This is a genomic window from Hylemonella sp. W303a (genome assembly GCF_046452315.1).
In the GTDB taxonomy this organism is placed as follows: Bacteria; Pseudomonadota; Gammaproteobacteria; order Burkholderiales; family Burkholderiaceae_C; genus Hylemonella.
In genome coordinates, this window is sequence record NZ_JBKFDG010000002.1 from 61,529 (window position 1) to 83,277 (window position 21,749).

The following is a 21,749-nucleotide window of genomic DNA, read 5'->3' on the forward strand; positions in this document are numbered from 1 at the left end:
GGGTGAGGCGTTAACGCCATGCCCCGGCCAGGGCGTTACCCCCGGGCGCATGGATAATGGCAGCCATGCAGCCGTGCACATGGGGGGTCTGGAGCCTCCGGGGTCGAATCCGATGGAATTGAGCGTCCTGTTGGACGCACCCATCGTGCTGCCCAGCATCCCCAAGGTGATCGCTTTGCTGTCGAGTGAATTGCGGCGTGAGCCGCCTGACTTGCGCCAGGTCACCCAACTCATCAGCGCCGACCCGGTGTTGACGGCAGCGGTCTTGCGAGCCGCCAATGCGCCACGTTTCCAGATGGAAGGCAAAGTGCACAGCGCCGCGGAAGCCTTGGCGGTGCTGGACTTGGCGGACATTCGACAGATGGCGGGCGCGGCGGCGGCTTCGGTGTCCTTGCGCAGCGTGCCTGGCATGCAGTTGCCCCAGTTCTGGAACTACAGCTTGAACGTCGCCAGGCTCTCGCGCTCGCTGGCGGGCATCACGCGGCAGAACCCGGGGGCGGCTTTCACTTGCGGCCTGATCCATGGGGTGGGAGAGCTGCTCATGCACGCCGCCATGCCCGCCGAGATGAGCGAACTGAACCGCGAATGCGGGCCGCTGGACTTGCGCCGTGCCCGAGCCGAGGCGCAGCGTTTGGGTTACAGCTATGCGCAGGTCAGCGGCGCCTACGCGCGTCGCTGCCTTTTTCCTCAATCGATCATCGACGCTCTGGAGCACCAAGACGCGCCGTTTTCCAACGACGTCTACGAGCCACTTGCCGGTGTGATCCATCTGGCGACTTGGCGCGCCCGCGCCATGGAGGCGCGTCTGGACGCGCGTGAGCTGGCCGTGACGTTTCCGGGGGCCGTGGGCGAGGTGCTGGACCTCGACATCGACCTGGTCTTGCAGCAAGACCCCATCGATTGGTCAAACTCTCAGCATTGATGCGCTCTTCGCATTTCTGCATTCCTTTTTCACTCCTCACTCTCGACGCTGAACCTTGATTCCCGCATTGCGCATCTACGCCGGCCCCCAAGCGCGCCGGCACATCGAAACCCAGGGTTTGAGTCCGCGAGACGTGCGCGTGATCCCAGGGGCCGCCGGGGGGCCCAAAGGCTTGATCCTTGGACCGCTCGACCGATTTCTGTTCGGCCAATGGTTGGCCGGTAGCGACCATCGCATTGACCTGATCGGCGCCTCCATCGGTGCCTGGCGCATGGCGACGGCCTGCTTGAATGATCCCGTGGCGGCCTTCCGGCGCTTGGAGCACGATTACATTCACCAGCACTACGAACCGCAGCAAGGGCGCCGCCTGCCTCCGCCCGAGCAGATCAGTCGCGAGTTTGGCGCCAGCCTTGAAAGTTTTTATGGCGGACGCGTTCATGAGGTGCTGAATCACCCGCGCTGGCGGCTGCATGTCGTGACCTCACGGGGCCGCCACGTGCTGCGGCGTGAGGGGCGCGTGCGCACGCCGCTGGGCTACCTCGGGGCTTTCCTGTCAAACGTGGTCAGCCGCAAGGCCATGGGAGCTTGGCTGGATCGGGTCGTGTTTTCGGTGCGCGACGGTGATGCGCCGCGTGGCCTGGCCTCCTTGCCGTTTGGCACGCGGGACTACCGTACCCACCAATTTGCCCTGACCGAAAGCAATTTTCAGGACGCGGTGCAGGCCAGTTGTTCGATCCCCTTCATGTTGCGGGCCGTGCACGACATCGCGGGTGCCTTGCCTGGGGCCTATTGGGATGGCGGGATCACGGACTACCACTTGCACCTGGACTACCGCCAGTCCCTGGGGAGTGGGTCGGGCCTCGTGCTGTACCCGCATTTCCAGCAAGCCGTGGTGCCAGGATGGCTGGACAAGGCCTTGAAGCACCGTCACCGCGCCTCGCCCTTTCTGGACCATATGCTGCTGCTGGCACCGAATCCGGAATGGGTTCGGACCTTGCCGAATGCCAAATTGCCCGATCGCACGGACTTCACGCGCTACGACATGCGAGACCGGGACGGTTGGCTCGAGCGGGTCAAAGTGTGGACCCAGGCCACCGCCGCCAGCGTGCAATTGGCGGAAGAGTTCGCGGCTTGGCTGGAGAAGCCCGATCCGGCCCAGGTGCACGCCCTTTAACGCGGACGCTGGCATCTCTGGATACTTCGGTTTTTTCCGTCGGCCAAGCCCCACGCCGCCTAGTAGGCGCTGCGTTCGGGGACCAACGCCGTTCAGCCAGGCAGGGTCGGCGTGACGTGATCTGGCGCGCGCGAGGCAAGCGGGACCGATGTCGGGGCAGCAGTTTGAAACGCCGCGATCGCCTCGCTCAGTTGCCGCGCCTGGGCGTTCAAGGCGTTTGCCGCCGCGGCCACCTTGTCCACCAGCGTGGCATTGTGCTGCGTCACTTCGTCCATTTGAGCGACCGCGCGGTTCACCTGATCGATACCGTTGGCCTGTTCTTCCGTGGCCGATGAAATCTCGCCCATGATGTCCGTGACCGTGCGCACGGCCGACACGATGTCCCGCATGGTCGCCCCGGCCTGACCGACCTGCTGGGTGCCGCTCTGGACCCGCCCCACCGAATCCTGGATCAGCACCTTGATGTCCTTCGCGGCAGTGGCGCTGCGCTGGGCCAAGGCCCGCACCTCGCTCGCGACGACGGCGAAGCCCTTGCCTTGTTCGCCCGCGCGGGCGGCTTCGACGGCGGCATTGAGAGCCAGGATGTTGGTCTGGAAAGCAATGCCCTCGATCAGCGAGATGATGTCGGAGATTTGCCTGGAGCTTTCGGCGATGGACTCCATGGTGTGCACCACCTCATCGACGACATTGCCCCCGCGCTCCGCCACGGACGATGCGGATGTCGCGAATTGGTGTGCCTGTCGTGCGTTGACCGCGTTCTGCTTGACCGTGGCCGCGAGTTCCTGCATCGAGCCAGTGGTTTGCTCAAGGGCAGCCGCTTGTTGAGCGGTGCGGTCCGCGAGGTCACGGTTACCGTCGAGAATCTCATGCGCGCGAGATCCGATGGAGGCCGCGCTTTCGCGAATGCGGTGCACCATGCCTGTAAGGCTGGACTGCATGCGTCGCATGGCGCCCAGCAGACTGGACTGGTCACCCTGGCGTACTTGGATGGCACGACTGAGGTCACCGTCAGCCACGAGGTCCGCGATACCCATGGCGTAGGCAGGCTCGCCGCCGAGCAAACGCAGCGTGCCTCGCGCGATCAGCATGGCGGCAGTGCTGGCGAGCACGATGGCCAGCAAGAGGATGCTCAGCATCACCAAGCTGTCCTTGACGATGCGCTCCTGCGCCAGGGCTTCGTCGCGCGCATTGCGGGCGTTGGTCAATTGGACCACCTTGTCGATGGACTGGCGGTGCGTTTCATACAACTGGCCGAGTTCATCCAGCACGGCCTGCGCGCGAACCCTGTCGCCTTGCTCCAGAGCGGGCACGAATTCATCGAAGGCGCGTCCATAAAACCTGCGCGCGGGCTGATAGGAATCTTCCAGCATGACCCGGGCAATCTCTGGCTCCAAGGACTCGCCGCGCCAGAACGTCTGCCGCGTTTCGTACTCGTCGCGCAACCGCTGGAGACGCGCCTTGAGATCGGCAACCGCCTTGCCGGAACCCGCGTCCATCATTTGCCGGGTGGTCAGGTAGGACTCAATGATGTAGGCCGGAGGCGGAAGGATGTCCGCGATCAGATCCTTGCCTTGAATGATGCGTTTGTAGACATCGCCGTTGACGCGCAGATCGTTCAGGGTCTTGAAAGACCAAGCGCCGTAGATGCCGAAGCCAGCGACGAGGAGGGCGATCAGCAGCAGGAACTGCCGGGACAGTGTGAGGTGGCGGCGCGGGTACCCGCTGGCCTGTGCGTGGTTCTGAAGCTCAAGCATTCCGGTCTTCCCTGTCCGCACATCTTGGTTCGGGCTGGGGATTCTAAAAAAGCTCGGCCTTCCCCGCACCGGTGGCGACCCGGGGGTCAAGAGGCAGGACTCGAGCGAGGTCCGGTATCCGGAACGCAAGCATCGAGCCAGGTTCGGCTCAGCGCAGGATCAAACTTGCCAAAGCGTCGACTATTTCCGGATCTTCGCCAACAGCGGGGCGCAGAGCGAAACGCAAGTCCGGGTGACCGGTCCGCAACTCACTGACCAATTGCGGCAAGTCTTCTCGGGCGTGGCGCCCTTGCCCCAAAAACATGGGCACGATGGTGAAATCCTGGACGCCTTGCGCCTTGAGCCCTTCCACGCAAGCCGCCAGGCTGGGTTCCATGAGCTCCAGATAGGCGCACGCGACCGGCGGTGGCGAGCCATTCCCGCCCGAGATCGACGAGGCCAGTTGCTCCCGCATGCGTGTCGCGACGGCCTCGATGGGCAGTCGCCAAAGGGGATCTCGAGAGCCATGCGCGAAAAGGATATAGCCGTGCATCATCGGTTCCAAGTCAGCGTTTGAGCACCAGCCAGGCAAAAGCCGCCAGCGAGAACAACATGAAAATCAGTCCTGGGGTGGCTGCGGCAATCCATGGCGTCCAGTGTCGCAGTTCGCCGATGTACCCGAACATGCTGTTGAGGAAAAAGAAGGTCACCCCCGCCATCACCCCGCCAAACACATACAGCGATATGCCCTGGTTGCGGAAGTGCAAGTAGGCAAAGGGCAGGGCCATCATCACCATGACCAGGCAGGACAAGGGATAGAAGACCTTCTTCCAGAACTGGATTTCGTAACGTTCGGCGTTCTGCGCGTTGTCCTCAAGATGACGGATGTAGAGGAACAGGTCGACCGTGTTCATGCGATCGGGGTCCAGGACCGCAGCGGAGATCATCTCCGCGGAAATGCCTGTCGGCCAGCGGTACGTCGGTAGCAGGGTTGTTTCAATGCGCCGGACATCGGGGCCTGCCGCATTGAACTCGGTGCGCTCGACCTCCATCAGCGTCCAGCTCTGGTCGTTGTTGATGCGGGCCGTGGACGCTTGCATGGTCGAAACCAAACTGCCAGCGTTGTCAATTTCGTAAATGCGCACGCGCTGCAACGTTCCGTCGGGCAGCTGCGCCCCGATGTTGATGCCGTACTTGGCGTAAGGCTCTCGCTCGCGCAGCCAGGCGCCTCCCTTGATGGCTGACGCTCCCTCTTTCCGGAACTGTGCTCGGTACGTCTGAGCGATCTGATTCGACCAAGGAGACAGGTAATCGCCAATCACGAACGTGACGGTTGCAAAGACCACGCCCGCGCTCAGCAGCATCGCCAGGGCGCGCCAAGGCCCGAGGCCGCTGGTGCGCAGGATGGTGAATTCAGAGCTCTGCGCCAATCGTGTCATCACGTAGATGGTGCCGATCAGCACCGTGATGGGGAGCAGCTCATAAAGGTGTCCGGGCGCGAGCAGCACGACGTAGATCAGCGCCTGGGGAAGTTCAAAGCCCGGACGGTCCGGACGCCCCACCGCGGAGAGCTGATCGATGAAATCAAAGAAGACGAAGAGCGCCAGGAATGCCAAGGTCACGAAACTGGCCGTGAACACGATTTCACGGAACAGCAGCCGACGCAGGGTGGGGGTGGTGATCATGAATGGATTCTCCCTGGCGTCATGGCGGGCTGCTTGCGGCGCGGGAGTAGCGTGCGCCAGTCCCAGGCCCGATGTCGCAATGCCAGCCACAGCATGGCGGCCAGGAGCAGGCCGCCATGCATCAGCAGCATGAAAGCCCAGAAATTGGCGTTGCCCTGACGTATCCAACTCTGCCCAATGTTGATCATGTTCTGCAGGACCTGGAACAGCATCAGGGAGAGGATCAGGTTGCCGGTGCGGCTGACCCGAGGATTCACGCGGGTGTAGGCCAGCGCGAAGATGATCAGTTGCAGCGCGACCAGGGGGTGCCCGATTCGCATCGAGAGCTCACCCAGATTCTCTCGGGTCGGCATGAGCAGCAGATCCAGGGTGGGTCGCGCGCCCAGGGAAGTGGGGCCACCGTCCCGCAGAGGATCTTGCAAGACCAGCATGCGGTAATGCTCGAACTCCGCCACCCGCACGCCGGGCTCGTCCGCACGGGTTTCAAGGCGCTGACCGTGTTCCAGAATCAGAAAGCGATCACCGCCGACCAGTTCGGTGTAACCCTGTCTCGCCGAGATCACGGTTTTTTTGTTACCTTCATCCGTCGCGACAAAGACATTGTTGGCTTTGAGCTCGCCGATGTCGCCCTTCTCTATGAAAAACACCCGCGAGCCGTCGGCGGAAGTCTGGAATTGTCCTGGCTCGATGCGTTCCAGATCGTTGCGCTGTGCGAACTGGCGTTGCAGTTGGTTGATTTGGGACTTGGCCCAAGGCAAAGCCAGCAGCGAAAGCAAGGCAATCGCCAAGAGCACCGGCCAGGCAAAGCGCAGCAAAGCGGGCAACAGCCGCGCCAAGCCAACGCGGCTGGAGAACCAGATCACCATCTCGCTGTCGGCGTAAAGACGCGAGAGCGTCATCACCACCGCGATGAAGAGGGCCAGGCTCATCATGCTCGGCATGAAGGTCACCACGGTGTAGCCCATGACCAGCATCACGTCGGCCGGATTGAAGTTGCCTCGCGAAGCCTGACCGAGCACGCGGATGAGGGTCATGGTCACCAAGACCGTGACCAGCACGATGACCGTGCCCCCGAAACTGCGTGCCAGTTCCTTGCGTATGGATGAATCGAATAACATTGACAGAGAAGGAAAACCTGGATTATGAACTTCGATCTGCTGATTTCAGACCTCAATTCCACAGCCCGACAAGGAAGCGATGCCTTGCTGGTGCTGCTACCGGATGGCCACAAACCCGACAGCACGGCCAAGGACGAGTTGTCCGCTTTGGTCGCGCAGGCCCTCAAAGCCGGTGACATCCAGACTCAGGCGGGCAAATTGTTGGCCTTGTACAAGCCTTCCCAGGCCAAAGCCAGCCGCGTGTTGCTGGCGGGCGTCGGCGCTGGAACGCCGCGCGTCGTTAGGCAAGCCGTCGCAGGCGCCTTGGGTGCCTTGCGCAGCGGGGCCCCAGCGCTCAAGAAACTCACCATCTGTTTCGCAGTCCCGCCGACCCCTGGCAGCGTGCGCGCTGCGGTGCTCGCCGTGGCGGACGCCAGTTACGTCTACACCACCACGAAATCCAAGGCCGAGGCTCGGGGTCTGGCACGCGTCACCATCTCGGTACCGAAAAGCGTGACCAAGGACAAGGTTCAGGACGAATTCGAACGCGCCGCGGCCACGGTGGTCGGGGTCGAACTGGCAAAAGAATGGGCCAATCGACCTGCCAACCATGCCACGCCCTCGGATTTGGGAAGGGCCGCGCAGGCTCTGGCGAAGTTGCCGCGCATCACTTGCCAGGTCCTGGGCCCCAAGGAAGTCGCCAAGCTCAAGATGGGGGCGTTCATGGCCGTCGCTCAGGGATCAGAAGAACCCTTGCGCTTCATCGTGCTCCATTACAAGGGCGCCGCGACGAGCCAAGCGCCCACTGTGCTGGTGGGCAAGGGCATCACCTTCGACACGGGTGGCATTTCCATCAAGCCTGCGGGCGAAATGGACGAGATGAAATTCGACATGGGCGGCGCAGCCAGCGTCCTGGGCACGTTCCGCGCCCTGGCCGAATTGCAACCCGCCATCAATGTCGTGGGGCTGATCCCCAGTTGCGAAAACATGCCGGATGGTCGTGCCATCAAGCCGGGTGACGTGGTGACCAGCATGAGCGGACAGACCATCGAAATCCTCAACACGGACGCTGAAGGACGGCTGATCCTCTGCGATGCCCTGAGCTACGCCGAGCGCTTCAAGCCCGCTGCCGTGGTCGACATGGCCACATTGACGGGCGCCTGCGTGATCGCCCTGGGTGCGGTGCGCAGCGGCTTGTTCAGCACCAGCGACGACCTGGCGCAACGCCTGCTGGCGGCCGGGGAGGCTGCCCAAGATCTGGCTTGGCGCATGCCCCTGGACGACGAGTACGCCGAAGGGCTCAAGAGCAACTTCGCTGACGTGGCCAACATCGCGGGCCGGGCCGCCGGTGCGGTCACCGCGGCCAAGTTCCTCCAACGCTTCACGGACAAGTTCCCATGGGCTCACCTTGACATCGCCGGGACGGCCTGGAAAGGTGGAGCAGCCAAGGGCGCCACAGGGCGTCCCGTGGGCCTGTTGCTGGAGTTCCTGTTGGGCCAAGGCGCCAGCCCTGTCAAGGGGCGAAAGACATCGAGCGTCAAGGGTTGAGCTTGTCAGGCATGACCGAGGTCGCCTTCCATTTCAATGCCCCGGACAAGTTGGCCTACGCCTGCCGTTTGCTTCGCAAGGCGGTAGTGCAAGGGTCCCATGTGGTGGTGACCGCGCCGGCGGACATGCTGACCCGCTTGGACGTCTTGTTATGGACGTTTTCGCAGACGGATTTCGTCGCGCATGTCCGCGTGCCCATGCGCCATGCCCCGCAGGCGGGCATGGCCGCCTTGCTGGCGCTGTCGCCCGTGGTGCTCGCGGAGGATGCGAGCACCCCCGACTTGCCGCGCAAGCAGGTGCTGCTCAATTTAGGCGTCGACATGCCCCAGGGCTTCACGACCTATGCGCGCGTGATCGAGGTGGTCAGTCAGGACGAGCAAGACCGTCAGTTGGCGCGCGATCGCTGGAAGAGGTACACGAACCAAGGCTACGCCATCGTGCGCCACGACCTGCAACTGGCCTCCTAGCGGCCTGCGCACAGACTGCCCCGAAAGGGGCAGTGAAGTCTAAGAATCTGGACCCCCTTGCGCACCGGGCATTGTTTTTGCATGGCAAGGCATGGAACCGCGGCGCAAGCCATCACCACTCGGCGGGCAGGGACGGTCTCTTACAAAAGTCCCCTCTGTACCCACTGAATTTTGATGTAGGCTAGCGCCTGCGGTTTTTTTGAACCTGCAAAATTCCCCAACATCTGGAGTCCATAAATGTCCATGAAAAAAGTTACTGGCGTGCTGACCCTCGTGGCCGCCGCCGCCCTGCTGGCCGCTTGCGGCAAGAAGGATGACGCCGCTTCCAGCGTTGTGAAGATCGGCCACGTCGGCCCGGTCAGCGGCCCCATCGCCCACCTGGGCAAGGACAACGAACTCGGCGCCCGCATGGCGATCGAGGAACTGAACGCCGCTGGTGTGACCATTGGCGACAAGAAGGTCACTCTGGAACTGCTGGCCGAAGACGACGGCGCGGATCCCAAGCAAGGCACGGCTGCGGCCCAGAAGCTGGCTGACGCCAAGGTCGCTGGCGTGATCGGCCACCTGAACTCGGGCACCACGATCCCCGCGTCCAAGATTTACAGCGACGCCGGCATCCCCCAGATTTCTCCCTCCGCCACCAACCCCAAGTACACCCGTCAAGGCTACAAGACGGCGTTCCGCGTGGTGGCTGATGACGTGCACCTGGGTGGCACGCTCGGCAAGTATGCCGTCGGCACGCTGGCTGCCAAGAACGTCGCCGTGATCGACGACCGCACCGCTTACGGCCAAGGCGTGGCCGAAGAGTTCACCAAGGCGGCCGAAGCTGCTGGCGCCAAGGTCGTGGCCAAGGAATTCACGACCGACAAGGCCACCGACTTCAACGCCATCCTGACCTCCATCAAGGGCAAGAAGCCTGATGTGGTGTTCTTCGGTGGCATGGACGCCGTGGCTGGCCCGATGCTCAAGCAAATGAAGGCTCTGGGCATCGAAGCCAAGTTCATGGGCGGCGATGGCATCTGCACCGGCGAACTGGCCAAGCTGGCCGGCGACGCGATTGGCGAAGGCAAGGTCTTCTGCGCCGAAGCCGGTGGTGTGGACGATGCTGGCAAGCCCGCTTTGGACAAGTTCAAGGCTGACTTCAAGGCCAAGTACAACGTCGACGTGCAGATCTATGCTCCCTACGTCTATGACGCCACCAAGGTCATGGTCGCCGCGATGGTCAAGGCGGGTTCTTCCGATCCCGCCAAGTACCTGCCCGTGCTGGCTGCCACCGACGGCTACCAAGGCGTGACTGGCACCATCGCGTTCGACGAGAAGGGCGACATCAAGAACGGCGCCCTGACGCTGTTCACCTACAAGGCTGGCGCTCGTACGCAACTGGCCGTGGTTCGCTGATCTTCGCTTCAACGAATCGAAAAGCGCCTGCGCAAGCAGGCGCTTTTTTTATTGTGAGGGCCGCTTCACGGCATTTCGCTGCGCTAGAATAGTGGGCTTCGCAGGAGAGGTGGATGAGCGGTTTAAGTCGCACGCCTGGAAAGCGTGTGTAGGGTAAAACCTACCGCGGGTTCGAATCCCGCCCTCTCCGCCAAGAATTCACGCTCAGAGCCTCAGAGCCAACAAACCGAGCGAGCCCACAGGACAGCAGACGCCCGTGGGCTTTTTCATTTGGGTCATTCGTGATCCGCTGCGCAACTCATTTCGGGCTACGTTCTCGCAGGCGCATCAGCCCCTCGGCCATCAGCAGCAGGATGGCGATCCAGATGGCCATGTAGATCACCGATTGTCCCGGGTCGATGCGCTCCCCCAGCAGCAGGGAAATCAACACCAGCACGGCCGGCTCCACATAACCCAGCAGACCGAGCAGGCCCATCGGCAAGCCTCGACTGGAGAGAATGTAGAGCAGCAAGGCACTGGCGCTGATCAGGCCGAGCAAAGGAACCAACAGCAGCAGGGCAGGGCGATCCCAGTACACATGCCAGCCGACACCATCCACTCCCAAAGCGAACCAGGCCGCGACCGGCAGCATGAGTAGCTGATCGAACCACAAACCTCCGAGGTGGTTGGTTCGGAAATGGCGGCGCAAGACGAAGTACAACGGATAGCCCAGCGCGACCAGCGCCGTGGGCCAGGCAAATTGCCCTGCACGCCAGAACTCATACGCCACGCCCAGGCCCGCCGACAGCACGGCGACTTGCAACAGACCGCTGAGTCTTTCTCTGTAAACAATGCGCCCCGCGAGAACCATGGTCAAGGGGAGCAGGAAGTAACCCATGGCCACATCCAAGCCATGGTGAGCCTGAGGTGCCCATACGAACAACCAAAGCTGCACCCCCAGCAGGGCGGACGACAGAGGCAACACCAGCCAAAGCTGTGGCTCCTGGCGCAAGCGCGCCAGCGTGGTGCGCACCAGCAGCCAGGCGCGCCCCATGCCGCCCCAACGCTCGCCCATGAGCAAGAAGACCGTCATCACGGGCCAGGTCATCAGCATGCGCCAGCCATAGACCTCGGTGCCGGAGAGGGGAAAGAGCAGGGTGCTGAGGTAATACATCAGCCCAAAAAGCAGCGAGGACAGGAGAGAGAGCGTTACGCCCTGGCGGGTGGTCATGGGGAAGGGAAGCCTGAAAACAAAAAAGCGGCGCCAGGGCGCCGCAGCGAAAAAAAGCAATGAGGATACAGGCGCCGCTAAGGTCGGACTGTCTTGGGAATGACCGCAAGCCCGAGCACAACGACCTTGGGGTCAGCGGCCCAGGAAATGCACATGGTCCTGTGCTTGTTTTACTTTGATACGGAAGGCGCTGACTGCCGCACCAAGGTCATGGCCGAGCCGATCAAGGCCGACACCTCGCTCATATTGCCCGGCACGATGAGCGTGGTCGTTGCGTCTGCGGCCACCTGGGCATAGGCGTCGACAGCCTTTTCGGCGACCTTCAGTTGTACGGCCTGCTCCCCGCCAGGTTGACGGATGGCAGCCGCGACCTTTTCGATGGCCTCCGCAGTGGCCAGGGCCACGGCGCGGATCGATTCAGCCTCGCCCTGAGCCTTGTTGATGGCTGCCTGCTTTTCGCCCTCGGAGCGGGCGATGAACGCTTCCCGCTCGCCGGTCGCAATGTTGATCTGCTCCTGGCGGCGGCCTTCCGAGGCTGCGATCAGGGCGCGTTTTTCACGTTCCGCAGTGATCTGTGCCTGCATCGCGCGCAGGATTTCGGCGGGAGGGGTCAAATCCTTGATTTCGTACCGCAAGACCTTAACGCCCCAGTTCAGTGCCGCCTCGTCGATGGCGGACACCACCTGCGCGTTGATCATGTCCCGTTCCTCAAAGGTCTTGTCCAGCTCAAGCTTGCCGATCACGCTGCGCAGCGTGGTCTGCGCCAACTGGGTGATGGCCACGATGTAATTGGACGAGCCATAACTCGCGCGCATCGGGTCAGTGACCTGGAAGTAGAGGATGCCGTCCACTTGCAGCTGAGTGTTGTCGCGCGTGATGCAGACCTGGCTAGGGACATCGAGCGGGATTTCCTTCAGGCTGTGCTTGTAGGCCACCTTGTCCAGGAAGGGAAAAATGAAGCTCAGTCCCGGTGTCAGTGCCCCGTGGTACTTGCCCAGCCGTTCGACCACCCAAGCGTTTTGCTGCGGCACGATCTTGATGGCACGCCAGATGAAGAGGGCGGCGATGACGAGGAGCAGAAGGGCGATTTCCATGCGATGTCCTTGGAGTGGGCGGAAAGACCGCCGTGGGCTTGCTGAAGGATGAAATGAAGTGGGCGTGTTCAGCGCGGGTCGGCCGGGCGATCCTCGTCAATGCGCTCCACCAGCAACTGGTTGCCACGCACCTCGATGATCCGATGGTGCCCCGGCAGGCCGGTGTTCTTGAAGTCGGGTGGTGAGGCTGTCCACCGCGCACCGCGGTACTTGATGCGGGCGGTGCCGTCGTTGTCCCAGGCGTCAATGTGCACAATCTGGCCAATGTCGGGGTTGACATCGGGGTTGGCCTGCACGGCTGGCTGGGTCACAGCGCGCCGTGAACGCTGAAGGTGCCAGCCGAGCACGGCGACCGAGCCCACCAGCGCCGCCACCACCACCTGAGCGGACGCACTCAGGCCCGCGTGGGCGGCCAGCGCGCCGGCCAAAAGGCCCAGAGCGAGCATCAAAAGGTAAAAACTGCCGCTGAGTAGCTCGGTTGCCACCAGCAGGCCCGCGCCCAGCCACCACAAAGTTGTATCCGCCATGTCGTTTGCTTGTGTTCCAATCCGGCCTGCAACGGAAATGTTGCGCCCCGATTGTGCGGCAACACAGCGGCGGCATGAAGACCACACGAACCCCCGCGCTTATGAAATTCCGCTTTCCGATCGTCATCATCGACGAAGACTTTCGCTCTGAAAACACCTCTGGCCTGGGCATCCGGGCGCTAGCCCAAGCCATCGAGACCGAGGGCTTCGAGGTGCTTGGCGTGACCAGCTACGGCGACCTGTCCCAATTCGCCCAGCAGCAAAGCCGTGCCAGCGCCTTTATTCTGTCGATCGATGACGAGGAATTCGCGCTGGCCTCCGACGTGACCGGTGAATCCAGCGTGGCGCCCGCCGTGCAGAACCTGCGCCGCTTCATCGAGGAAGTGCGCCGCAAGAACGCCGACGTGCCCATCTACATCTACGGCGAAACCAAGACCAGCCGCCATCTGCCCAACGACATCCTGCGCGAGCTGCACGGATTCATCCACATGTACGAGGACACGCCGGAGTTCATGGCGCGCCACATCATTCGGGAGGCCAAGAGCTACTTGGAGGGCGTGCAGCCGCCGTTCTTCAAGGCGCTGCTGGACTACGCGGAGGATGGTTCCTACTCCTGGCACTGCCCTGGGCATTCGGGCGGCGTCGCCTTCCTGAAGAGCCCGGTGGGCCAGATGTACCACCAGTTCTACGGCGAAAACATGCTGCGCGCCGATGTCTGCAACGCGGTGGAGGAACTGGGCCAGCTGCTGGACCACAACGGCGCCATTGGCGAGAGCGAGCGCAACGCGGCGCGCATCTTCAACGCCGACCACTGTTATTTCGTGACCAACGGCACCAGCACCAGCAACAAGATCGTCTGGCACCATGCCGTGGCGCCCGGCGACGTGGTGGTGGTGGACCGCAATTGCCACAAGAGCATCTTGCACAGCATCATCATGACGGGCGCGATACCGGTCTTCCTCAAGCCCACGCGCAATCATTTCGGCATCATTGGCCCCATCCCGCAAAGCGAGTTCGAGCCCGCGACGATCCGGGCCAAGATCCAGGCGAATCCGCTGCTCAAGGGGGTCGACCCGAAGTCGGTTCAACCGCGGGTGATGACGCTCACCCAGTCCACCTATGACGGCGTGCTCTACAACACCGAGACCATCAAGGGCCTGCTCGATGGCTACGTGGAGAACCTGCATTTTGACGAGGCTTGGCTGCCGCACGCGGCCTTCCATCCCTTCTACGGCCAGTACCATGCCATGGGCAAGAAGCGTGCGCGGCCCAAGAACTCGCTGGTCTATTCCACGCAGTCCATCCACAAGCTGCTGGCGGGCATCAGCCAGGCCAGCCACGTCCTGGTGCAGGACGCCGAGAACCGCAAGCTCGACCACCCGCTGTTCAACGAGGCCTACTTGATGCACACGAGCACCTCGCCGCAGTACAGCATCATCGCCAGCTGCGACGTGGCCGCCGCGATGATGGAGCCGCCCGGCGGCACCGCGCTGGTGGAGGAGAGCGTCATCGAGTCGCTGGACTTCCGCCGCGCCATGCGCAAGGTGGACGAGGAATACGGGCAGGACTGGTGGTTCAAGGTCTGGGGCCCCGAGCATTTGGCCGAGGAGGGCATGGGCACCGCCGAGGACTGGATCATCCGCAGCGATGGGAAATCGGCAAAGCGCAAGTGGCACGGTTTCGGCCAGTTGGCCGACGGCTTCAACATGCTGGACCCGATCAAGGCCACCATCGTCACGCCGGGCCTGAACTTGGACGGCAAGTTTGACAAGACCGGCATCCCGGCGGCCATCGTGACGAAGTTCCTGGCCGAGCACGGCGTGGTGGTCGAGAAGACCGGCCTCTACAGTTTCTTCATCATGTTCACCATCGGCATCACCAAGGGCCGCTGGAACACGCTGCTGACCGCGCTTCAGCAGTTCAAGGACGATTACGACAAGAACCAGCCCATGTGGCGCATCATGCCGGAGTTCTGCCAGAAACATCCGCGTTACGAGCGCATGGGTCTGCGCGACCTTTGCCAGTTCGTGCACGAGATGTACGCCAACTACGACATCGCGCGCCTGACGACCGAGATGTACCTGAGCGACCTGACCCCCGCGATGAAGCCCAGCGATGCCTATGCGCACATTGCCCAGCGCAAGACCGAGCGCGTGGAGGTCGACGAACTTGAAGGCCGCGTCACCGTCGGGTTGATCACGCCGTACCCCCCTGGCATTCCGCTGCTGATTCCGGGCGAGGTCTTCAACCGAAAGATCGTCGACTACCTGAAGTTCGCGCGCAAGTTCAACCAGGAGTGCCCCGGCTTCGAGACCGATATCCACGGCCTCGTCGAGGTGAAGGACGCCAACGGCAACAAGCGTTACTACGCCGACTGCGTGCGTGCTTGACCCCGCGCTAGAAGCTTCACCGCGTCGGCATGTCTGCTTCTGACGCAGTGCCGACGCGCCATTCGCCCGGTGTCATACCGTGACGCTGCCTGAAACGGCGATAAAAAGTAGACACTTCAGCGAAGCCGGCTTCGAAACCGATCTCGGCCGTGCTCAGGTGCCCGCATTCGGGCGCTCGCAGCAAGGCTTGCGCGCGTTCGAGCCGCGCCTTAGTGAGGAACTCCTGGAAACTGAGGCCTGACAGCGCGAAGAGCTGGTGCAGCGCACGCAGCGACATGCCAAAGGCGCTAGCCATGCGCTCCGGCGTCAGGTCCATCTCCGCCGCGCGCCGCGTGACCTCCCGCTGCACGCGCGCGAGCAAGGCCCGGCGCCGTGCTCGACGCACTGGCTCCTGAGGTGGCGCGGCTTGGTCGATGACGCTGGCGACCAGTCGATGCAAGGTGTCCAGCGCGATTTCTGCGTTCGGGGGTGCAAGACCTTCATGTTGGTGCAGCAGCACGTCGAGCCAGTTTGCAATCAGCTCGCGTTCGGCCTGGGTCTTCTCGATCCGATGCATCGCTAGTCCGGTGGACCCTAGCCGCAGCCTTGCCTGCAGTCTGCGCCTCTGCACGCGCCATAGCCTGAAATCAAACAACTGATCTGTTCCGGTCGAGAAGGGAATGTTGGGGTCGGCGATCACCATGTCGCCCGACTCCAGAACGCAGCGTAGTCCTTGCTGCTCAAACCAAACGCGGCCCCGGCCTTGCAGATAGATGTAATAGGTATCACCAGGTTGTTCGTCGATGTCCCTCTGGCTGCGTCGCACCAGATGGCCGTCGCAACGGATATCGGTCACGTCCAATTCGTCTTGCTCATGACGGCTGATGCTTCCTTGAAAGTGGCCGCGCCCACGACGTTCAGGAGAAAGTGCGTAGACGTGCCGGCGGCAGGCCTCGCGCCACTGCTCGAAATGCTGCGTTGGGGGCAGGTTTTCGGTTGACCATCGCATGAACATAGGGTGTCCCTGAATCAATCAGATAAGCAATGAGATGGGTATGCAAGTCTGGAGCGCGCCAGTCAGGCAAGGTAATTCGGCGACCGTCCCCCCCTGCCAGGTGGATTATCTGAAGGGGCATCATCGGCGCTGCCGCATCGTCTACCCGGCCCGCGACCACTTTGGATATTTCAAGAATCCATGCTTCTCACAGACGCAGCCGCTTCCTTGCGGCACTGCCGGATTCTAGGATTGTCCGCATGAAACTGCCTCCGACCTCCCTATCCAAACGCCGCGCGGTCACCACCATTCTTAAGTGCTTTGCACTGGCCCATTGGACCCGAATGGCTTTCGCCCAAAGTAGGACTCCACAGCTGCTATTGGCTGGCGACTACCGCGTCGACGCGCCCCCTCCCTTGCGATTGGCCGACTACTGGGTCAGTGAAAAGCTGGATGGCGTACGCGCCAGGTGGGATGGACGCAAATTGATTTCTCGCGGTGGGCGTGTCATTCAGGAACCCACTTGGTTCACCGAAGCCTGGCCCAGGCAAACCCTGGAGGGGGAGCTGTGGGGCGGCCGAGGTCGCTTTGAAGACACGGCCGGAACGGTCGCGCGCAGATCTCCCGATGACGAGTCATGGAAGCGGCTGCGCTTCATGGTGTTTGAACTGCCGGATCATGGCGGCACCTTCACTGAACGCGTGGCAACCATGGTCGCGCTGGGACAAGGGCTGGACGGCTCACAGTGGGGCGCCTGGTTGAGCTTCATAGAACACGGCAGAGGGACCACCCATGCCGCCTTGATGCAGCGGCTGGACAGCACGGTACGTGCAGGAGGAGAAGGCCTGATGCTGCATCGCGGCGAAGCCACTTACCAAACTGGGCGCAGCGACAATCTGCTCAAGGTCAAGCCTTTTCAAGACGCAGAGGCGCAGGTGATTGAACATTTGCCGGGGCAAGGGCGCCATGCTGGACGCATGGGGGCTCTGCTAGTCCAGAACCTCGATGGGCGACTTTTCCGCCTGGGCACGGGTTTCACCGACGAGCAGCGCTCTAATCCTCCACCCATCGGAAGCTGGGTGAGCTACCGCTACAGGGGCTTGACGGACGAAGGATTGCCTCGATTCGCAACGTTCTTGCGACCGCGCGTCGACGCCGAGCTGATGGCGCCATAACCCGGAACCGTGGCGGCAAGGCAGAAGCCTCGGACGTGCGCAGGTTGCGCATCGAGTCGGCGCGCGCTGCGAAGACGGCCGCGCCACGATGATCGACGATCCGGGGCTTTGTGGAACCGTCCGATTGCAATCATGTCGACCTATCGCCCTCAATTGCCCGTTCACTCTGGATCCGATTCATATTCCCTGGCATTGGTGCTAGGCAGTGGGGGCGTGCGCAGCGTCGCCGCGCTGGGCATCGTGGAACAACTCGCGCACGCGGGTATCCGCCCCGACTTGGTCGTGGGGTGCAGCTCCGGCGCGCTTTTTGGCGCTCAAATCGCGTGCGGCATGCATGGCGAGCGGGCGTTGCGCTTGGCCACCACCCTTTGGTCCGCGGAGCTGACGCAGCAGCGGCGCTGGCGTGCGTATGCGCAATTGATCGCTCCACGCCTGACGGGGTTCGGTCCCCATTTCGCCTTGCGTGACGACCGCCTCATCGCACGGCGGGTGCATCAGGCTTTCGGAGACACCCTGCTGGAACAGCTTCCCACGCCATTGCGAGTCGCGGCGACACAGGCTGCCACGGGCAGGCCAGTGGTGATCACCCAGGGCCGCTTGGCGGACGCGATACGCGCAAGCATGTCGCTGCCCATTCTCTTCCCCCCCGTGTCCATCGACGGGCTTCAGTTGGTGGATGGTGTTCTGTCCGATCCGCTGCCTGTCGCGGCAGCGGCCGACGCACGTGTCATCCTGACCTTAGGTTTCTTGGGCGGCATACCCCGCAAGATCGACCGATTCACGCGTCTGGTGGCGCGCACTAGCACCACCTTGATCAACAACCTGATGCAGGCCCGCTTGGACGTCATGCGGGCACGAGGACAAAGGGTGATCGACCTCGAACTCGAACTGGATCGGCCGATTGGCCTTTGGGAAACGGCCGCACTACCGTATTTGTACGAGGCGGGACAGCGCGCCGCCAGCAAGCGGCTACCGGCCATACGGGCAGCGTTGGACGCAACGCATGGCGTCGATCGGCCAGCGCATGAGGTAGCAGATACTTGACTTCCGTGCCACCCTGCATCAACGCCATCCCGGGATCAGGCCTTAGATTTTCCGTTTGGCGCTGCTTTCGCTCCGGGCGGGTCCGTATCTTGACTGGCGGGGTGATCCCAGCGGTCACGCGCCACGGCCGCGGGTAGGGTGATGACAAAACGGGCACCGCCGCCGGTGGATTCTTCGAGCACGACGCCGCCCCCATGCACCAGGGCCACGCGACGCACAATGGACAAACCGAGCCCGAAGCCGCCGGTATGCCGATCCCGGCTCGCGTCCAGGCGGTAGAAGGGCTCGAAGACGCGTGCGCGCGCCTCGGTCGGTATGCCCGGGCCGTCGTCTTCCACGCTCAGGACCAGGGCTCCGTCGACTCCTGCCTCCGCGCGCAGCACGATGGCCTGTCGCGCATAACGCATGCCATTGCGCAAGAGGTTCAGCAAGGCTCGCGCCACCAAGCGCGGGTCGCAGACGTGCCGCTCGGGCGCGTGCTCCACATGGACAGACAGGTGGAGGGCGCGCTCGTTGATGTCGTGCGCCACATCGGCGGCCACGCTGTCGATCAACTCCGCGACCACCACCCATGTCAGCACCGCCTGTCCCACGCCTTGTTCCAGGCGGCTCAAGGTCAGCAGTTCGGTGACCAGTTCATCCAGTTCCCGCACATCCTTGCGTAAAGCCAAGTGACGTTCGCGCTCCCGTTCTGAAGCCTGCGGACTGTCCAGCAGTGCAAGACCAAATTCCAGGCGAGCCAGAGGTGTCTTGAGCTCGTGTGAGATGCCATGCATGAGGTCGCGCTGCTGCTGGATGATGTCTTCGATCTGTCGTGCCATCTCGTTGAACTGCTGCGACAGGTCATAGATGTTCGACTTCCTCGACGGCTGCACCCGTGTCGACCAACGCCCAGCGCCAAAGGCCCGGGCTGCGTCTTGCAGTTTGCGCAGGTCGCGCCAGTGGTAATGCACCCAGAACAACACGGAGAACAGCATGGCCAGCGCCACCACGACATAAGCCAGGGCCTGGATGCCACTGTCTAGCATGTCGAACTTGGATCGGGCGACGAGCCCGTCGGGCAAGGGCAGGATGTAGTCTGAGGTGTACATGCTGAGAAGCACAAGCTTGCCCGCGCGCAGATCGTTCAATTGATCTGGATTCAAGCGGGGGGCGAGGTCCTCCAGCGCCAATATCTCGAAGCGGGTTCCAGCTTGTCGTCGCAACTCGGCCAGGGCCGCTTCCCGCTGCGTGCCGGGATACCGCTGAACATACTCGTTCAGGACAAAAGTGAAGGCCCGGAAACTTTCTCGGGTCTCTTCCGTGATGCGTTCACGGAACAGTTGGGGGAAGGCGTGGTTGATGAGTGCGATGGACAAGCCCACGCCCAACACCACGAGCAGGTACAGCTTGATCAAAGAGCGCAGCATTCATTCTTCCCAGGCAGAAGGGCTGAACAGATAGCCGCGGCCCCAGATCGTCTTGATCTTGCGCGGCTCGGGGGTCGTGTCTTCGAAACGACGGCGCAGGCGCGAAATGCCCGAATCCACCGTGCGGTCGAGGCCGTCGAACTCAATGCCCCGCAGTTGCCGCAGGATGTCGTCGCGGCTGAGCACCTGGCCAGCAGCCCGTGCCAGGATCAACAAGAGGTTGAATTCGACCGTCTTCAGCTCCACCGTTTGGCCGCGCCAGGCCACGGCGCGGTTGGATGGGGAGATGTGCAGTTCGCCAAAGACCAGCCGCTGGCTATCTACGGCGGGTGCCACCGTGTCGGTCGGTGGCGCGCGCCGCAGCAAGGCCCGTGCTCGCGCCACGAGCACACGCGGCTCCACGGGCTTGAGCACGTAGTCGTCGGCGCCGACCTCCAAGCCGGCGATCTGGTCGAATACGTCGATGCGTGCCGTCAGCATCAGCACAGGCACATCGGAAAAGCGCCGCAACCGGCGACACACTTCCATGCCGTCCATGTTGGGCAGCATGAGGTCAAGAATCACCAAGACGGGCTTGTGCTCGCGCACGGCCGCCTCGGCGAGGTCGCCACGCCGCACGATCGTCACGGCGAATTCGTATCCGTCCAGGTATTCCCCGATGAGCTGCGCGAGACGGTCATCGTCCTCGATCAGCAGCACGGGGTGTTTGAGTGGCGCCGCCTCGGTCATCGATACTCTCCGCGTGGTGCTAAGCCCGAGACCGTGTGCCTCGGGACCGCGCGGATTCTAGGACCCGCGTGCCTTGAGAGAGCGCTGGAACACGCTTGACGACAATTTCACACAGATTCGCGCAACTTCAGGACAGACGGTGCCGCGCCGTCTTTCTAGACTCAGGCTTTCCAATTGAAAACGGTCTTGCACATGCGTGTTCCCCTACTTTCTCCTTTGCTCTGCGTCGCGCTGCTCGGCCTGGGTCTGGCGGCCAGTGAGTCGGCCCATGCAGAAAACGTCTACCTGTTCGCCTTGGCCGGTGGCGTCGCACCGCGCTACGAGGGCGGCAAAGACTTGCAGCCCTTGGTTCTGCCCTATATCGCGGCCGAATTTGACAACGGGGTGTTCGTCAACCCGCAGAATGGACTTGGCTTTCGCAAACAGTTCAGCAACGGATGGTTCTCGTCATTGGCCCTCGGCTATGACTATGGCCGTGCCGACGAGGACCGTGCCCTCACACCTGGTTCGGACCATCTGCGCGGCATGGGCAACATTCCCGAATCGGTCTTGGCCCTGCTGCAAATCGGCATAAACCTCGCGGGCGATGTGACTTTGAGCGCCGCCCTGGATCAGCCGGTCACTGCAACCCGTCGCGGCTGGAGCGCTCGCGTGGATTTGACTGCACCCGCGTGGTCCAGGCCGAGTGATCAAATTGCCGTCACAGGCAGCCTCCACCTTGGAAGCGATCGGTACGCGCAGACCTATTTCGGTGTCAGCGACAAGCAATCCGCGAACAGCGGCTTCGACGCTTACCGCCCTGACGGTGGCGTGGACAGTCTGAGATTGACCTTGGACTGGACACACATCTTCAGCGCGCACTGGATGGTGAAAACCACCGGCGGCGTGAGCCGTCTGCTCGGCGATGCCGCTGACAGCCCCATCGTGCAAGTCAAGAACAATTATTTGGCCATGACCGCTCTGGTCTACCGCTATTGAACATCGAGCGAGGCCAGCGGATGAATGCGAATGCCATGCCTGCGGACGGGCGAGGGACAGCGCGGGCTCGGGGGTGGGGGCGTTGGATGCTGGATGGCGCCTGGATCACGCAGGACGCCTTGACATCTTGGGTGTGGTCATTGGCCGGCCAGCCGGCATCTGAGTTGTGGTGCCTGATGCACTGCTGGCGCGAGTC

19 protein-coding genes and 1 tRNA gene are annotated in these 21,749 nt (G+C 62.5%); 10 read left to right on the plus strand and 10 right to left on the minus strand.

Annotated elements, in window-relative coordinates; all coding sequences use genetic code 11:
* Nucleotides 1-112 precede the first annotated feature (112 nt).
* Both ACLBKS_RS03940 and ACLBKS_RS03945 read left to right on the plus strand, forming a co-directional pair.
* Nucleotides 113-922 (plus strand): HDOD domain-containing protein, encoded by an 810-nt coding sequence (locus ACLBKS_RS03940; RefSeq protein ID WP_410191502.1) that lies wholly within the window; start codon nt 113-115, stop codon nt 920-922.
* A 58-nt stretch (nt 923-980) separates the two neighbouring features.
* Entirely contained in the window at nt 981-2,096 is a 1,116-nt protein-coding gene (locus ACLBKS_RS03945) for a phospholipase (RefSeq protein WP_410191918.1), read from the plus strand.
* Nucleotides 2,097-2,188: 92 nt separating this feature from the next.
* Here ACLBKS_RS03945 and ACLBKS_RS03950 read toward each other — a convergent pair whose 3' ends face one another.
* From ACLBKS_RS03950 to lptF, 4 genes are all read right to left on the minus strand, one after another.
* Entirely contained in the window at nt 2,189-3,850 is a 1,662-nt protein-coding gene (locus ACLBKS_RS03950) for a methyl-accepting chemotaxis protein (protein WP_410191503.1), read from the minus strand.
* A 148-nt stretch (nt 3,851-3,998) separates the two neighbouring features.
* Nucleotides 3,999-4,382 (minus strand): sirohydrochlorin chelatase, encoded by a 384-nt coding sequence (locus tag ACLBKS_RS03955; RefSeq protein WP_410191504.1) that lies wholly within the window; start codon nt 4,380-4,382, stop codon nt 3,999-4,001.
* Between the two features lie 13 nt (nt 4,383-4,395).
* Nucleotides 4,396-5,514 (minus strand): LPS export ABC transporter permease LptG, encoded by a 1,119-nt coding sequence (gene lptG, locus ACLBKS_RS03960; protein WP_410191505.1) that lies wholly within the window; start codon nt 5,512-5,514, stop codon nt 4,396-4,398.
* Nucleotides 5,511-6,632 carry an LPS export ABC transporter permease LptF gene (gene lptF, locus ACLBKS_RS03965; protein ID WP_410191506.1) on the minus strand — a complete coding sequence of 374 codons (1,122 nt, stop codon included), beginning with the start codon at nt 6,630-6,632 and terminating at the stop codon, nt 5,511-5,513. Before lptF ends, lptG begins: the two co-directional genes overlap by 4 nt.
* 24 nt (nt 6,633-6,656) lie before the next feature.
* On the opposite strand from lptF, the gene ACLBKS_RS03970 reads away from it, so the two are divergent.
* The 4 genes from ACLBKS_RS03970 to ACLBKS_RS03985 all read left to right on the plus strand — a co-directional run bounded on the left by ACLBKS_RS03970 (nt 6,657) and on the right by ACLBKS_RS03985 (nt 10,217).
* Nucleotides 6,657-8,159 (plus strand): leucyl aminopeptidase, encoded by a 1,503-nt coding sequence (locus tag ACLBKS_RS03970; RefSeq protein WP_410191507.1) that lies wholly within the window; start codon nt 6,657-6,659, stop codon nt 8,157-8,159.
* A gap of 11 nt (nt 8,160-8,170) precedes the next feature.
* Nucleotides 8,171-8,626, plus strand: coding sequence for a DNA polymerase III subunit chi (locus ACLBKS_RS03975; protein WP_410191508.1), 456 nt, complete (start codon nt 8,171-8,173; stop codon nt 8,624-8,626).
* Between the two features lie 237 nt (nt 8,627-8,863).
* Nucleotides 8,864-10,024: a branched-chain amino acid ABC transporter substrate-binding protein gene (locus ACLBKS_RS03980; protein ID WP_410191509.1), complete on the plus strand. Its 1,161-nt coding sequence runs from the start codon at nt 8,864-8,866 to the stop codon at nt 10,022-10,024.
* A gap of 103 nt (nt 10,025-10,127) precedes the next feature.
* Nucleotides 10,128-10,217: transfer RNA gene (locus ACLBKS_RS03985), tRNA-Ser, on the plus strand.
* 105 nt (nt 10,218-10,322) lie between these two features.
* On the opposite strand, the gene rarD is transcribed toward ACLBKS_RS03985, so the two are convergent.
* The 3 genes from rarD to ACLBKS_RS04000 form a co-directional block, all read right to left on the minus strand.
* Nucleotides 10,323-11,234: an EamA family transporter RarD gene (rarD, locus tag ACLBKS_RS03990; protein WP_410191510.1), complete on the minus strand. Its 912-nt coding sequence runs from the start codon at nt 11,232-11,234 to the stop codon at nt 10,323-10,325.
* A 170-nt stretch (nt 11,235-11,404) separates the two neighbouring features.
* Nucleotides 11,405-12,328: an SPFH domain-containing protein gene (locus ACLBKS_RS03995; protein WP_410191511.1), complete on the minus strand. Its 924-nt coding sequence runs from the start codon at nt 12,326-12,328 to the stop codon at nt 11,405-11,407.
* Between the two features lie 68 nt (nt 12,329-12,396).
* The gene (locus ACLBKS_RS04000; protein WP_410191512.1) at nt 12,397-12,855 is read right to left on the minus strand and encodes an NfeD family protein; all 459 of its coding nucleotides are present in this window, start codon (nt 12,853-12,855) and stop codon (nt 12,397-12,399) included.
* Between the two features lie 101 nt (nt 12,856-12,956).
* On the opposite strand from ACLBKS_RS04000, the gene ACLBKS_RS04005 reads away from it, so the two are divergent.
* Nucleotides 12,957-15,245, plus strand: a complete 2,289-nt coding sequence (locus ACLBKS_RS04005) for an Orn/Lys/Arg decarboxylase N-terminal domain-containing protein (protein ID WP_410191919.1) — start codon at nt 12,957-12,959, stop codon at nt 15,243-15,245.
* Nucleotides 15,246-15,261: 16 nt separating this feature from the next.
* Here ACLBKS_RS04005 and ACLBKS_RS04010 read toward each other — a convergent pair whose 3' ends face one another.
* Entirely contained in the window at nt 15,262-16,233 is a 972-nt protein-coding gene (locus ACLBKS_RS04010; protein WP_410191513.1) for a helix-turn-helix domain-containing protein, read from the minus strand.
* A 245-nt stretch (nt 16,234-16,478) separates the two neighbouring features.
* Between ACLBKS_RS04010 and ACLBKS_RS04015 the strand changes: the two genes are divergently transcribed.
* Nucleotides 16,479-17,393, plus strand: coding sequence for a DNA ligase (locus ACLBKS_RS04015; RefSeq protein WP_410191514.1), 915 nt, complete (start codon nt 16,479-16,481; stop codon nt 17,391-17,393).
* Between the two features lie 132 nt (nt 17,394-17,525).
* On the plus strand, nt 17,526-18,437 hold the full coding sequence (locus tag ACLBKS_RS04020; RefSeq protein ID WP_410191515.1) for a patatin-like phospholipase family protein: 912 nt from the start codon (nt 17,526-17,528) through the stop codon (nt 18,435-18,437).
* 35 nt (nt 18,438-18,472) lie between these two features.
* Here the strand turns inward: ACLBKS_RS04020 and ACLBKS_RS04025 are convergent, their stop codons facing one another.
* Complete coding sequence (locus ACLBKS_RS04025) at nt 18,473-19,846, minus strand: ATP-binding protein (RefSeq protein WP_410191516.1); 1,374 nt, start codon at nt 19,844-19,846, stop codon at nt 18,473-18,475.
* Entirely contained in the window at nt 19,847-20,575 is a 729-nt protein-coding gene (locus ACLBKS_RS04030) for a response regulator (protein ID WP_410191517.1), read from the minus strand.
* Nucleotides 20,576-20,767: 192 nt separating this feature from the next.
* Between ACLBKS_RS04030 and ACLBKS_RS04035 the strand changes: the two genes are divergently transcribed.
* Nucleotides 20,768-21,553, plus strand: a complete 786-nt coding sequence (locus ACLBKS_RS04035) for a MipA/OmpV family protein (RefSeq protein ID WP_410191518.1) — start codon at nt 20,768-20,770, stop codon at nt 21,551-21,553.
* Nucleotides 21,554-21,749 lie beyond the last annotated feature (196 nt).